At 71.8% G+C, this 14,360-nt stretch carries 11 protein-coding genes; 9 read left to right on the top strand and 2 right to left on the bottom strand.

Features of this window, described 5'->3' with window-relative positions:
- Positions 1-15: 15 nt before the first annotated feature.
- Positions 16-609 (top strand): Trp biosynthesis-associated membrane protein, encoded by a 594-nt coding sequence (locus SALPAC2_RS0109000; protein WP_026184559.1) that lies wholly within the window; start codon positions 16-18, stop codon positions 607-609.
- A gap of 26 nt (positions 610-635) precedes the next feature.
- Here SALPAC2_RS0109000 and SALPAC2_RS0108995 read toward each other — a convergent pair whose 3' ends face one another.
- Positions 636-884, bottom strand: coding sequence for a hypothetical protein (locus tag SALPAC2_RS0108995; protein ID WP_018216327.1), 249 nt, complete (start codon positions 882-884; stop codon positions 636-638).
- 458 nt (positions 885-1,342) lie between these two features.
- Between SALPAC2_RS0108995 and trpC the strand changes: the two genes are divergently transcribed.
- From trpC to SALPAC2_RS0108955, 8 genes are all read left to right on the top strand, one after another.
- Positions 1,343-2,146 (top strand): indole-3-glycerol phosphate synthase TrpC, encoded by an 804-nt coding sequence (gene trpC / locus SALPAC2_RS0108990; protein WP_018216326.1) that lies wholly within the window; start codon positions 1,343-1,345, stop codon positions 2,144-2,146.
- A gap of 31 nt (positions 2,147-2,177) precedes the next feature.
- Positions 2,178-3,410 carry a tryptophan synthase subunit beta gene (trpB, locus tag SALPAC2_RS0108985; RefSeq protein WP_018216325.1) on the top strand — a complete coding sequence of 411 codons (1,233 nt, stop codon included), beginning with the start codon at positions 2,178-2,180 and terminating at the stop codon, positions 3,408-3,410.
- 4 nt (positions 3,411-3,414) lie between these two features.
- Complete coding sequence (gene trpA, locus SALPAC2_RS0108980; protein WP_018216324.1) at positions 3,415-4,218, top strand: tryptophan synthase subunit alpha; 804 nt, start codon at positions 3,415-3,417, stop codon at positions 4,216-4,218.
- Between the two features lie 138 nt (positions 4,219-4,356).
- Positions 4,357-5,454, top strand: coding sequence for a prolipoprotein diacylglyceryl transferase (gene lgt / locus SALPAC2_RS0108975; protein ID WP_018216323.1), 1,098 nt, complete (start codon positions 4,357-4,359; stop codon positions 5,452-5,454).
- A gap of 14 nt (positions 5,455-5,468) precedes the next feature.
- Positions 5,469-6,656 (top strand): FAD-dependent oxidoreductase, encoded by a 1,188-nt coding sequence (locus SALPAC2_RS0108970; RefSeq protein WP_018216322.1) that lies wholly within the window; start codon positions 5,469-5,471, stop codon positions 6,654-6,656.
- A gap of 188 nt (positions 6,657-6,844) precedes the next feature.
- Entirely contained in the window at positions 6,845-11,566 is a 4,722-nt protein-coding gene (gltB, locus tag SALPAC2_RS0108965; RefSeq protein ID WP_018216321.1) for a glutamate synthase large subunit, read from the top strand.
- On the top strand, positions 11,559-13,064 hold the full coding sequence (locus SALPAC2_RS0108960) for a glutamate synthase subunit beta (protein ID WP_018216320.1): 1,506 nt from the start codon (positions 11,559-11,561) through the stop codon (positions 13,062-13,064). The genes gltB and SALPAC2_RS0108960 overlap by 8 nt, the downstream gene beginning before the upstream one ends.
- Positions 13,065-13,215: 151 nt before the next feature.
- Positions 13,216-14,013 (top strand): SGNH/GDSL hydrolase family protein, encoded by a 798-nt coding sequence (locus SALPAC2_RS0108955; RefSeq protein WP_018216319.1) that lies wholly within the window; start codon positions 13,216-13,218, stop codon positions 14,011-14,013.
- A 90-nt stretch (positions 14,014-14,103) separates the two neighbouring features.
- Here the strand turns inward: SALPAC2_RS0108955 and SALPAC2_RS0108950 are convergent, their stop codons facing one another.
- Positions 14,104-14,355: a helix-turn-helix transcriptional regulator gene (locus SALPAC2_RS0108950; RefSeq protein WP_018216318.1), complete on the bottom strand. Its 252-nt coding sequence runs from the start codon at positions 14,353-14,355 to the stop codon at positions 14,104-14,106.
- Positions 14,356-14,360 lie beyond the last annotated feature (5 nt).

Genomic DNA, 14,360 nt, shown 5'->3' with positions numbered 1-14,360 from the left:
GACGAGGCGGGTCCGGTGAGCGCCGGGGACGAGGCGGGTCCGGTGAGTGCCGGGGACGACGCCGGTCCGGGGCGGCCCCGGAGCGGCCGGCGGGAACTGCGCTACGCGGTACTCCTCGGGGTGGCCGGAGCCGGCCTCTCGATCTGGGCGGTGAGCCGGTCCTGGGTGGTCGAGCTGGCACCCCGCCCGGCCCCGTTGCCGCCGGTCCGCGTCGCCCGCACCGGCGCGCAGCTGCTGCCCTGGCTGCCCGCACTGGCCTTGGTCACCCTCGCCGGGTGGGGCGCGGTGCTGGCCACCCGCGGGCGGGTACGGCGGCTCCTAGGCGGTGTGCTGACCGGGCTCGCGGTGGCGGTGGCCGCCGGTGGTGGGTATGGCCTGGTCGCGGGGTTCAACGGCGAGATCAGTCGGCAGTGGCCGCTACTCTGCCTGCTCGGTGGCGGGTGCGCCGCGGCCGCCGGCGTGCTGACCGCTCTCCGGGGGGACCGGTGGTCGGTGATGGGTGCGCGATACGAGCGGTCGGCGGGGGCTGCGACCGGCCCGGTGTCGGGTCGGAGCGCCAGGGACGCGTGGGACGCCCTGGATCGGGGTGCGGATCCGACGGACGACTGACGCCGCCCGCCGCCGGTCCGGTTGCCCTACCGACTCAGCTCATCGGTCGCGGGTCGCGGGTCGCGGTTCGTGGTGAACTCGGCGACGATCCGGTCCAATTCGGCCCGCTGGTCGGCGCGGGCCTGGTCGGCGCAGACGGCTTCCCACGCGTTGCCCCGTGCGGTGCGCGTCTGCGCCTCGCCGACCACGGCGCGTTCGAGCGTGTGCACCACGCCGACGGCGAGCGAGGCGACCGTACGGGAGATGGTGGTGAGGCCGATGCTCTCAGTGCTCATGATCAATCCCGGAGATTGTGGGGTGGCGCGGGCGGATGCCGAACCGAGTCTGCCCGAGAGGAATCCTCAGCGACTCACGTTTCGTGGGGGTAGCCGCCGGGTCAACTCTGACTCCGCGGCGCTGACCTGGGAGGAGTCCGCTGGCCTTGAGCTTGCTCACAGCCCTGCCTCCGGGCTTCCGACCGGCGGTTCGCCTGCCGGATAGCATTACATCAATGCTCAGGATGACGATCGTCGGCCACGACCGACGACCGGGAGGTGATGGCTGTGTGTGAGCTCGCCTTCACTGGAGGTTGGGCATTATGCCGCAAGCCGATTCGTGAGGAGCGCCATACCCCCGGCGGCCGGCATCGGTTAGGCCGCCTAGCATCGGTCCATGACGCCCGGAGAGGGGAGCGTTGGTGACTGCGGAGCATGCGCACGCGGGAGGGAGCGACGCCAGTTCGGCGAAGCCCAGCGTGCTCGATGAGATTCTGGCCGGAGTACGCGAGGACGTGGCTCGGCGGCAGGACCAGGTCCCGCTGGAGCGCATTCGAGAGCTGGCCGCCGCGGCCCCGCCGCCGCTGGATGCGTACGCGGCCCTGCGTCGGCCCGGCGTGGCGGTGGTCGCCGAGGTGAAGCGTTCCTCGCCGTCCAAGGGACGGCTGGCGGAGATCGCTGACCCGTCCGACCTGGCCAGCGACTACGCCGCCGGTGGTGCCCGGGCGATCAGCGTGCTCACCGAGGGGCGCTGGTTCGGTGGTTCGCTGGATGACCTCGCCGCCGTCCGGGCCGCGGTTGACGTTCCGGTGCTGCGGAAGGACTTCGTGGTCTCCAGCTACCAGGTGCACGAGGCGCGGGCGCACGGCGCCGACCTGGTGCTGCTGATCGTGGCGGCGTTGGAGCAGAAGGTGCTGGTCGGCCTGCTGGAGCGGATCGAGTCGCTGGGCATGACCGCCCTGGTCGAGGTGCACGACGAGGAGGAGGCGGACCGGGCGTTGGAGGCCGGCGCCCAGGTGATCGGAGTGAACGCGCGCGACCTGCGTACGTTGGAGGTCGACCGTTCGGTTTTCGAGCGGATCGCGCCCGGCCTGCCCAGCAGCGTTGTCAAGATCGCTGAGTCGGGGGTGCGCGGGCCGCACGACCTCATCCGGTACGCGTCGGCCGGTGCCGACGCGGTCTTGGTCGGCGAGGGCCTGGTTACCCAGAAGAGCCCCCAGGAGGCGGTGGCCGAGCTGGTCAACGCCGGTAACCACCCGGCCACGCCCCGTCCGGTGCGCTGAGCGCGCGCTGGTCAGAACGAAGGAAGCCGCGATGAGCGTCGACACACCCGCCGCGACCGGCCGATACCCGGACGCCGCCGGTCACTTCGGCCGGTTCGGCGGCCGGTTCGTCCCCGAGGCCCTGGTGGCCGCGTTGGACGAGCTCGACGACGCCTGGCGTACCGCGATGGGGGACGAGTCGTTCCAGACCGAATTCGCCGCCCTGCTCCGCGACTACGCCGGCGCCCCCTCGTTGCTCTACCCCGCCCGGCGACTCTCCGCCAAGATCGGCGCACAGGTGCTGTTGAAGCGGGAGGACCTCAACCACACCGGGGCGCACAAGGTGCGCAACGTGCTCGGCCAGGCGCTGCTGACGAAGCGGATGGGCAAGCGGCGCGTCATCGCCGAGACCGGCGCCGGCCAGCACGGGGTGGCCACCGCCACCGCTGCCGCCCTGTTCGATCTCGAGTGCGTGGTCTACATGGGGGCGGTGGACACCCAACGACAGGCGCTGAACGTGGCGCGCATGCGGATGCTGGGCGCCACCGTGGTGCCGGTCACCACCGGTTCCCGCACGCTCAAGGACGCGATGAACGAGGCGATGCGGGACTGGGTCGCCAACGTCGACAGCACCCACTACCTGATCGGTACGGCGGCCGGCCCGCACCCCTTCCCCGCCCTGGTCCGCGATTTCGTCCGCGGCATCGGCGACGAGGCCCGCCAGCAGTGCCTTGACCTGGTCGGTGCGCTGCCCGACGCGGTCACCGCCTGCGTCGGCGGCGGCTCCAACGCGCTCGGTGTCTTCCACGCCTTCGTCGACGACCCGGGCGTGCGCCTGTACGGCTTCGAAGCCGGCGGGGACGGGCCGGCGACCGGCCGGCACGCGGCCAGCATCACCGGTGGCTCGTCGGGCGTGCTGCACGGGACCCGGACCTACGTGCTGCAGGACGCCGATGGTCAGACCGTCGAGTCGCACTCGATCTCGGCCGGGTTGGACTACCCGGGCGTCGGGCCGGAGCACGCCTGGCTGCACGACACCGGCCGGGCGACGTACCGGCCGGTGACCGACGCCGACGCGATGGCCGCCTTCGAGTTGCTCTGCCGTACCGAGGGCATCATCCCCGCGATCGAGAGTTCCCACGCGCTGGCCGGCACGGCCGCGATCGCCCCGGAACTCGCCGCCGAGTTGGGCCGGGAGCCGGTCGTGGTGGTCAACCTCTCCGGCCGTGGTGACAAGGACGTGCACACCGCCGGGGAGTACTTCGGCGTCCTCGACAAGGAGTGACAGCGTGAGTCGCATCGGGGTTGCGTTCGACCGGGCTCGGGCCGAGGGCCGGGCCGTCCTGGTCGGCTGTATGCCCGCCGGGTTCCCGACCGTCGAGGGCAGCATCGCCGCGATGACCGCCATGGTCGAGGCGGGCGTGGACGTCATCGAGGTGGAGATCCCGTACTCCGACCCGGTGATGGACGGTCCGGTGATCCAACGGGCCAGTGACATCGCCCTGGCCGGCGGGGTCCGGGTCGCCGACACGCTACGCATCATCGACGCGGTCGCCGCCACCGGCGCGCCCGTGGTCACGATGACCTACTGGAACCCGATCGAGCAGTACGGCGTTGACGCCTTCGCCCGGGACCTCGCCGCAGCGGGCGGCACCGGGCTGATCACGCCCGACCTGATTCCGGACGAGGCGCAGGAGTGGCTGGCCGCCTCCGACGCGTACGGGCTGGACCGGACCTTCCTCGTCTCGCCCTCCTCGACTGACGCCCGGCTGCAGATGACCGTCGAGCACTGCCGGGGATTCGTGTACGCGACCGCGATCATGGGGGTCACCGGGGCCCGTGCGCGGGCTTCGGCGGCGGCCCCGGTGCTGGTGTCCCGGGTTCGGGCGGTCACCGACCTGCCGGTCGGGGTCGGCCTCGGGATCGGCACCGGGGAGCAGGCCGGTATGGCGGCCGGGTTCGCCGACGGGGTCATCGTCGGCAGTGCCCTGATCCGCTGCCTGCTCGATGCCGCGAGCCTGCCGGCGGGGCTGACCGCCCTGCGTGAGCTGAGCACCGAACTCGCCGCGGGCGTCCGGACCCCGACCGCCTGACGCCCGTCCCGGGTCACCGGCCGGCCCTTCGGAGACGCCCGCCCCGGGAACGCCGGCCCGGCCCTTCGGAGATGAGCGCCACGGGTCGCGCGGGCCGGGGTGCCACGGCGGGGCCGAACGGCGGTAGCCTGTGCACTCGTGACCCTCGCCTCGCAGACCCCTTTGGCGGCCCTGCCCAGTCCGACCACCACGGTGTGGCAGCTGGGCCCGGTGCCGATCCGTGCGTACGCGCTTTGCATCCTCCTCGGCATCGTGGTGGCCTGTTGGCTCACCGAGCGGCGGCTGCGTCAGCGCGGGGTGGCGCCGGGGGCAGTGCTCGACATCGCCGTCTGGGCGGTGCCGGCCGGCATCATCGGCGCCCGGATCTACCACGTGATCTCCTCACCGGAGAAGTACTTCGGCACCGGTGGCGATCCGCTCAAGGTCTTCGCCATCTGGGAGGGAGGTCTCGGCATTTGGGGTGCCGTGGCCGGTGGCGCGCTCGGTGCGTGGTATGCCGCCCGTCAGCTCGGTATTCCGCTCGCGGTGGTGGCCGATGCCCTCGCCCCGGGGCTGCCGCTGGCCCAGGCGATCGGGCGGCTCGGCAACTGGTTCAACAACGAGCTCTACGGTGGGCCCACCACGCTGCCCTGGGGCCTGGAGATCCACCGGATGGACCCGGAGACGGGCCAGGCCCTGCGCGACGACGCCGGGACACCCATCCTCGAGGCGGGGCTCTACCATCCGACCTTCGCCTATGAGGCGCTGTGGAACCTGGGTGTGGTCGCCCTCGTCCTCTTCCTCGACCGGCGACTGAAGCTGGGCCGCGGCCGGGCCTTCGCGCTCTACGTGCTGGGCTACACGGCTGGCCGGTTCTGGATCGAGATGATCCGCACCGACGAGGCGAACACGATCCTCGGCGTACGGCTGAACGTCTGGACCGCGGCGGTGGTCTTCCTCGGTGCGTTGATCTATTTCCTGCGGGTGCGCGGACCGCGCGAGTACCTGATTCCGGTCCGCGAGGTGCCGGCGTCCGCCCCCGAGTCGGACGTGTCGCAGGTCGACCTCTCCGCTCGCGAGGCGAGTGCTCGGCCGGCGGCCCCGGAGGGTTACCAGGTGGTTGACGAGGAGCAGTTCCGGCACTGGCAGGAGACGGGGGAGACGCCGTCGGGGCCGGAGGCCGGGGGCTCCGGTGACGATCCGCCCACCGACCAGCCGGCGGATGCCGCCCGGCCCGCCGACCAGCGCGACAGCTGAGCGAGGAGGGCCGCATGCGTAGCGCGGTCGTGGTCGGCGCCGGTGTCGGTGGCCTTGCTGTCGCGGGCGCGTTGGCGCGCTCCGGCTGGCAGGTCACGCTGGTCGAGCGAGCCGACCGGATCCGTCCGGAACCCACCGCGGTGATGCTCTGGCCCAACGGGGTACGCGCACTGCGTGCCCTCGGTCTCGGGGCCGGGCTCGACGCGATCGCCACCCCGCTGTCGAGCGGTGGGGTGCGCCGACCGGACGGCCACCAGTTGGTGCGGCCCCGTCCGGTCCCGGCGGACCGAAGCCCGGTGGTGGTGCACCAGGAGGACCTGCACGACGCGCTCATCGCCGGTCTGGGTGACGGTGTGGAGCTGCGGACCGGCGTGACCCTCCGTTCGGTTCGCGCGGAGTCGGGCGCCCGTCCGTCGGTCGGTGACGGCCGGCACACCTACGAGGCGGACCTGGTGGTCGCCGCCGACGGCCTCGACAGCGTGGCACGGGCGCAGCTCGCACCGGAGGCGGCGGTGGTCAGTTGTGGCTCGGCCGCATGGCGAGCGGTGATCCCGTGGTACCGGGCGCCCCAACTCCCCGCCGACCTGCCGCCGACCGGGGAGATCCTCGGTGCGGGGTACCGCTTCATCTACGTGTCGCTGGGCGAACGGGGCGCGTCCGGGGCCTCCAGCCGCGGCGGGATCTACTGGGTGGCCACCGCCGCCGGTGCGCCCCGGCCGGAGTCGCCGGAGACCCAGCTCGCCCTGCTGCGTCGCTGGTACGCCGGCTGGCCCGCTCCCATCGCCGAGCTGCTCGATGCCACCGACCCGGCCGACCTGGTCCAGCGGGAGATCCGCGAGCTGCGCCCGCTGCCCCGCACGTACGGCTTCCCCACCGGTCCGGGTGGGGCGGTGCTGCTCGGTGACGCCGCGCACGGCATGCCCCCGCACCTGGGGCAGGGGGCCTGCCTCGCCTTCGAGGACGCCGCCACCCTGGCCGCGTTGCTCCGGGAGTCGCGGTTGCCGGACGCGGTCGTCGCCTACGACCGGACCCGCCGGCCCCGGGTGGCGGCGACGGTCCGGCAGACCCGACGGATGTCGGCGGTGCTCCAGGCCCGGGGCCGGCTTGCGCTTCGGGCCCGCGACGCGGTCCTCGGCGCCCTCACCCCCCGGCTGCTGGGCAGCGCCGGCACGACCGCCGACCAGTGGCAACCTCCGTCCTGACCAGCTCCGGAACGGCGGGAGGACGGCCGAGGGGTGGTGTAGTGATGGGAGTATTTTTCTCACACTCTGGAAGGTGTGATCAATCTGCACTGGCCTTGTGTGGCCCCCCCTAACGTAGACTCAAATGACCCTTGAGGGCCGACGTCGTCCCGACCAAGATTCAGCCTGAGTGACGACAGGAGGCCCGGGTGGCCGCTCCGTACCCGCACCGCATCCCGCAGCAGGTCCCGCACTCCGGCCCGAACGGGTCCACCGCCGGGCTCTACGACCCCGCGTACGAACGCGACGCGTGCGGAGTGGCGTTCGTGGCGGACCTGCGCGGCCGGCGGTCGCACGAGGTGGTCGCGAATGGGCTCGCCGCGCTGCGCCGGCTGGACCATCGGGGAGCCCGGGGTGCGGAGCCGAACACCGGCGACGGCGCGGGCATCCTGATCCAGGTGCCGGATGCGCTGCTGCGCGCGGTGGTGGGCTTCCCGCTGCCCCCGCTCGGTGAGTACGCGACCGGCCTGGTCTTCCTGCCCGACGACGACGAGGCCGAGCTGCGGGCCCGCCGGGTGGTGGAGAAGTACGCGTTGGTCGAGGGCGCCGACCTGCTTGGGTGGCGGGACGTGCCGGTGGATCCGGCGGGCCTGGGCGCGACGGCGCTCGCGGCGATGCCCCGGGTCCGGCAGCTCTTCGTCACCGCACACCGGCTCACCGACTCGGCGATGGGCCCGGCTGGGTCCCGGTTGACCGGCCTCGAGCTGGAGCGGGTGGCGTACTGCGTCCGCAGGCAGGCCGAGCGGGAGTCGGCGGAGCGCGGCGTACCGGCGTACTTTCCGTCGCTCTCCGGCCGCACGATGGTCTGGAAGGGCATGCTCACCCCGGACCAGCTGCCGGAGTTCTACCCGGAGCTGACCGATGAGCGGATGTGCAGCGCCATCGCGCTGGTGCACTCCCGCTTCTCCACCAATACCTTCCCGTCCTGGCCCCTGGCGCACCCGTTCCGGTTCATCGCCCACAACGGCGAGATCAACACCATCCGGGGCAACCGGAACTGGATGCAGGCGAGAGAGTCGATGCTCGCCGGCGGAGCCGGCGCGGCGCTACCCGGCAACATTCGTCGGATCTTCCCGGTCTGCACGTCGGGGGCGTCCGACTCGGCCAACTTTGACGAGGTCCTGGAGCTGCTGCACCTGGCGGGACGAAGCCTGCCGCACGCGGTGTTGATGATGATTCCGGAGGCCTGGGAGAACGACCCGGACATGCCCGCTGACCAGCGGGCCTTCTACCGGTTCCACGCCAGCCTGATGGAGCCCTGGGACGGGCCGGCGTCGGTGGCGTTCACCGACGGCGAGATCGTCGGGGCGGTGCTGGACCGCAACGGCCTCCGTCCCGGCCGGTGGTGGCAGACCTCCGACGGGCTGGTCGTGCTCGGCAGCGAGGCGGGCGTGCTGGACCTGGATCCGGCCACCGTGGTCGCCAAGGGCCGCCTGCAGCCCGGTCGGATGTTCCTGGTGGACACCGTGGGTGGCCGGATCGTGCACGACGACGAGATCAAGGCCGAGCTGGCGGCGGCCCAGCCGTACGAGGAGTGGCTCCACGCCGGTCTGATCGAGCTGACCGACCTGCCGGCCCGGGAACACATCGTCTACACCCACGACTCGGTCCGTCGCCGGCAACAGGCGTTCGGCTACACCGACGAGGAGCTGAAGATTCTCCTCGCGCCGATGGCGCGGGTCGGTGCCGAGCCGATCGGCTCGATGGGAACGGATACTCCGATCTCGCCGCTGTCCACCCGACCCCGGCTGCTCTACGACTACTTCCACCAGCTCTTCGCCCAGGTTACGAACCCGCCGCTGGACGCCATCCGGGAGGAGTTGGTGACCAGCCTTCAGTCCACGATCGGGCCGGAGGGTAACCTGCTCGATCCGGGGCCGGCGAGCTGCCGGCAGCTCGTGCTCCCCTATCCGGTGATCGACAACGACGAGCTGGCCAAGATTCTCTCCATCGACGAGGACGGGGACCTCCCCGGATTCAAGGCGGTCCGGGTCTCCGGCCTGTACCGGATCCGGGAGGGCGGCGCGGGCATCCGGGCGCGGCTGACCGAGATCTGTCGGCACGTCTCCGAGGCCATCGAGGACGGCGTGCGCATCCTCGTCCTCTCCGACCGGGACTCCAACGCCAACCTCGCCCCGATCCCGTCGTTGCTGCTCACCGCGGCGGTGCATCAGCATCTGGTTCGGGAGCAGACCCGGACCCAGGTGGAGCTGATCGTGGAGTCCGGCGACTGCCGGGAGGTGCACCACGCGGCCGTGCTGGTCGGGTACGGCGCGGCGGCGGTCAACCCGTACCTGGCGTTCGAGTCGGTGGAAGACATGATCTCGACCGGGGCGCTGGTCGGCGTCGAGCCGGGCACCGCGGTTCGCAACTACGTCAAGGCGCTCGGCAAGGGCGTTCTGAAGATCATGTCCAAGATGGGCATCTCGACCGTGTCGTCGTACTGCGGCGCCCAGGTCTTCGAGGCGGTTGGGCTGGACAGCCAGCTGATCGAGCGGTACTTCCGGGGCACTCCCAGCAAGATCGGCGGGGTTGACCTGGACGGGATCCACGTTGAGGTCGCCGCTCGACACGCCCATGCCTGGCCGGAGCCGGGGGCGGCGACGACCGACCGGCTGGATGTCGGCGGCGAGTACCAGTGGCGGCGTGCGGGCGAGCTGCACCTGTTCAACCCGGAGACCGTCTTCCTGCTCCAGCACGCCACCCGCAGCCGGCAGTACGACGTGTTCCGGGAATACACCTCGAAGGTTGACGCGCTGGCCGCGCAGGGAGGTGCGCTGCGGGGCCGGTTCACGCTCCGTACCGGAGTGCGCCCGCCGGTGCCGATCGAGGAGGTCGAGCCGGCCAGCGAGATTGTCCGGCGCTTCGCCACCGGCGCCATGTCCTACGGGTCGATCTCGGTGGAGGCGCACGAAACCCTCGCGATCGCGATGAACCGGCTCGGCGGCAAGTCCAACACCGGCGAGGGCGGTGAAGATGTCGAGCGACTACACGATCCGACCCGCCGCTCCGCGGTCAAGCAGATCGCCAGCGGTCGGTTCGGGGTCACCACCGAGTACCTGGTAAACGCCGATGACCTGCAGATCAAGATGGCGCAGGGCGCCAAGCCCGGCGAGGGTGGCCAACTTCCCGGCAACAAGGTCTGGCCGTGGATCGCCCGGACCCGCCACGCCACGCCGGGAGTCGGCCTGATCTCTCCGCCACCACACCACGACATCTACTCCATCGAGGACCTGGCCCAGCTCGTGCACGACCTCAAGTGCGTCAACCCGGCGGCGCGGGTGCACGTCAAGCTGGTCAGTGAGGTCGGGGTGGGTACGGTGGCGGCGGGTGTGGCGAAGCTGAAGGCCGATGTCATCCTCATCTCCGGGCACGACGGCGGCACCGGTGCGTCCCCGCTGAACTCGCTCAAGCACGCGGGTACGCCGTGGGAGCTGGGCCTGGCCGAGGCGCAGCAGACCCTGCTGCTCAACAAGCTCCGCGACCGGGTCACCGTGCAGGTCGACGGCCAGCTCAAGACCGGTCGGGACGTGCTGGTAGCCGCCCTGCTCGGGGCGGAGGAGTTCGGCTTCGCCACCGCCCCGCTGATCGTCGAGGGCTGCGTGATGATGCGCGTGTGTCATCTGGACACCTGCCCGGTCGGCATCGCTACCCAGAACCCGGTGCTGCGCGAGCGGTTCACCGGTCAGCCGGAGTTCGTGGAGAACTTCTTCCTCTTCCTCGCCGAGGAGGTCCGTGGGTACCTCGCCGAGCTGGGTCTGCGCTCGATCGACGAGGCGATCGGCCGGACCGAACTGCTCGATGTCGCCCCCGCAGTTGATCATTGGAAGGCGGCCGGTATCGACCTGAGCCCCGTCCTGCGCCTGCCGGAGCTACCCGAGGAGACCGCTCGACGGGGTGTCCGTGCCCAGGACCACGGTCTCGGGCTGGCGTTGGACAACGAGCTGATCGCGCTCGCCGAGCCGGCGCTGCATACCGGCACCCGGGTGCGGACGCGGGTGCCGGTACGTAACGAGCACCGCAGCGTCGGCGCGATGCTCGGTGGCGAGGTGGTCCGCCGCCACGGCGGGGCCGGCCTGCCCACCGACACGATCGAGTTCGACCTGCACGGCACCGTCGGGCAGTCGTTCGGTGCGTTCCTACCGTCCGGGGTCACCCTGCGCCTGCACGGCGATGCCAACGACTACGTCGGCAAGGGCCTCTCCGGTGGGCGGCTGGTACTCCGTCCGGACCGAGCCGCGCCCTTCGTCAGCGCGGAGGCCATTGCGGGCCGGCGGGCGGAGGATCAGATCATCGCCGGCAACACCATCCTCTACGGCGCCACCGCAGGTGAGGTCTTCCTCCGCGGTCGGGCGGGGGAGCGGTTCGCGGTACGCAACTCCGGGGCGGCTGCTGTCGTCGAGGGCGTCGGTGACCACGGCTGCGAGTACATGACCGGCGGCACCGTCGTGGTGTTGGGGCCGACGGGGCGGAACTTCGCGGCCGGGATGTCCGGTGGGACCGCGTTCGTTTGGCGGCTGGATCGTCGGCGGGTCAACACGGAGCTGGTGGACCTGACGCCGCTGAGCGAGCAGGAGCAGGCAACCCTCTACGACTTGGTCCAGCGGCATTACACCGAGACCGACTCCGCGGTCGCCGAGGACTTGCTCAAGCGCTGGTCGGAGGCGGTGGAGGAGTTCACCGCCGTGGTGCCCCGGGACTATCGCCGGGTGCGGGAGATCATGCGGGCCGCCGAAGCCGCCGGCTACGACGTGGACGACGCGGTGATGAGCGCCCTGGCGGCGCCGGCAGCGCAGCCCACGTCCTCCGCACCGTCCACGCCGGTGTCGCCCGTCGCGCGGGTGGCCGTCCAGGAGGTAGCTCGTGCCTGATTCGTCTGGTTTCCTGCGGTACGACCGGCAGCTTCCCGCCCGACGGCCCGTTCCGGTGCGGATCACCGACTGGCGGGAGGTTTACCCACCGGCAGGTGAAGAGCTGATCCGGGAGCAGGCCACCCGCTGCATGGACTGCGGCATTCCGTTCTGCCACGACGGCTGTCCGCTGGGCAATCGCATCCCGGACTGGAATGACCTGGTCCGCACCGGTGGCTGGGATGCCGCGGTGGAGACGCTGCACGCCACCAACAACTTTCCGGAGTTCACCGGCCGGCTCTGCCCGGCCCCCTGCGAGGCGGCCTGCGTACTCGGCCTCGGCGGCCAGCAGCCGGTCACGATCAAACAGGTCGAGGTGGAGATCGCCGACGCCGCCGTGGCCCGCGGCGGGCTACGGCCCTGGTCGGTGCCGCCGGCCAGTGGCCGTTCGGTGGCGGTGGTCGGCTCCGGGCCCGCCGGGCTCGCCGCCGCGCAGCAGCTGGCCCGGGCCGGGCACGCGGTCACCGTGTACGAGCGGGACGACGCCCTCGGCGGCCTGCTGCGGTACGGCATCCCGGACTTCAAGCTGGAGAAGCGCCACATCGACCGGCGACTGGCGCAGCTCGCCGCCGAGGGGGTGCGCTTCCGGACCGGGGTGGAGGTCGGTGTCGACGTGACCGCCGAGCAGCTGCGGGCCGAGCACGACGCGGTGCTGCTGGCGTGCGGTGCCCTGGCCAGCCGGGATACCCCGGCGACCCCGGGGCGTTCGCTGCGCGGGGTGCACCAGGCGATGGGGCACCTCGTCGCGGCCAACCGGGTGGTGGCCGCCGCGGGGGCCAACCCGCCGGCTACCGCGGTGCTACCGGATGGCACGCCGATCGATGCGGCTGGCCGGAACGTCGTCATCATCGGTGGTGGAGACACCGGCGCGGACTGTCTCGGCGTCGCCCACCGTCAGGGCGCCGCCGCGGTGTACCAGCTCGACCTCTACCCGCAGCCGTCCCGGGAGCGGGACGAGGCACGGGATCCGTGGCCGACCTGGCCGTGGATCCTGCGCGAGTACCCGGCGCACGAGGAGGGCGGGGAGCGGGTCTTCGCCGTCGCCGTGCAGGAGTTCGTGGACGACGGCAGTGGAGCGGTGCGGGCGGTCCGGATCGCCGAGGTGACGGTGGAGAAGAGTGCTGGCCGGCGGACCGTCACCCCGGTGCCGGGCACCGAGCGGGAGCTGCCGGCCGACCTGGTACTGCTGGCGATCGGTTTCGATGGCACCGAGCCGCAGCCGCTGCTTGAGCAGCTCGGGGTGTCCCGCAACGAACGGGGCGCGGTAGCGGCCGGTTCGGACTGGCAGACCGACGTGGACGGCGTCTTCGTCGCCGGGGACATGCACCGGGGCGCGTCGCTGATCGTGTGGGCGATCGCCGAGGGCCGGGCCGCCGCTGCCGCCATCCATTCGTACCTGGACGGGCGGGGTTCGCTGCCGGCGCCGGTGGGATCGGACGCTCGGCCGCTGGCCGGCTGAGGGGCGGGCGGCCGGGGTTGCGGTTGGCCAGGGGTCGCAACATATTCACTTTGGTGAATCGTTTCGGTAGCATTACCAGCTAGTAACAAGCTCTACCCTGGCCACGCGCGCGGTCTTTGGGCTCCCCACCCCCGGCCCTGTGGAGGTCCACATGCCACCCCGTGCACCCGCCCGCGCCCTGGCGGCGCTGGTCGCCCTCTGCGTCGCCGTCGTCGGCGCAGTGCTGGTTCCCAGCCCCGCGCAGGCCGCGACCATCAACTACGTCGCGCTCGGCGACTCGTACTCCTCCGGCGTCGGCGCCGGCCCGTACGACGGGACCACCTGCCTGCGCAGTCAGAAGTCCTACGCCCCGCGCTGGGCCGCGGCGAACGCGGTGACCAGCTTCCAGTTCCCGGCCTGTGGTGGCGCGGTCACCGCCGACGTCATCAACAGCCAGGTCGACTCGCTCAGTGCCAGCACCACGATGGTGACGGTCACCATCGGTGGTAATGACGCCGGCTTCGCCAGCGTGATGCTCACCTGCCGGTTCGGCAGCACCTCGGCCTGCACGGAGGCCATCGGCGAGGCCCGGGACTTCGCCCAGACCACCCTGCCCGGCCGGCTGGACGCCACCTACGCGGCGATCCGGGACCGGGCGCCGGGCGCCCAGCTGATCGTGCTCGGCTACCCGCGCCTCTTCGAGACCGGCTGGTGTGGCCTGTTCGGGATGAGCACCACCAAGCGGCAGCAGCTCAACGACGCCGCTGACCTCCTCAACAGCATCACCGCCGGCCGCGCCGCCGCGGCCGGTGCCACCTTCGCCGACCCCCGTTCCTACTTCGCCGGCCATGGTGTCTGCGGCGACGAGCCCTGGATCAACGACGTCACCGGGATCATCGAGGCGTACCACCCCAACGACGAGGGCTACCGCGACGGCTACCTGCCGGCGCTGAACGCCGTCACCGGCTGAACCGGCTCGCCGGTCGGCAGTTGCTGGTGCACTGCCGGCCGGCAGTGCCGGCAGGTACGGACGCCGGCGGCGCTGGCGGCTGCCCCTGGTTCACGCTGAACGGCGGTTTTCGACAGCGGCACCGCCGATGCGGGGAAACGGTTCGATCGAGAAGACCACCTCGACCGGCACCTCGAAGTAGGCGGCGATCCGCAGCGCCAGGTGCAGGCTGGGTCGAAACTCCCCCCGCTCCAGGTAGCCGATGGTCTGGTAGTGCACTCCGAGCGCGTCGGCGAGCTGCCGCCGGGAGATGCCCCGTTCGGCGCGCAGCACCGCGATTCGGTTGTGCACGGTCTCGCTCATCAATG

The organism is Salinispora vitiensis (assembly GCF_000378825.1).
Classification (GTDB): Bacteria; Actinomycetota; Actinomycetes; order Mycobacteriales; family Micromonosporaceae; genus Micromonospora; species Micromonospora vitiensis.
This window is presented reverse-complemented; position numbering and strand designations above follow the sequence as displayed.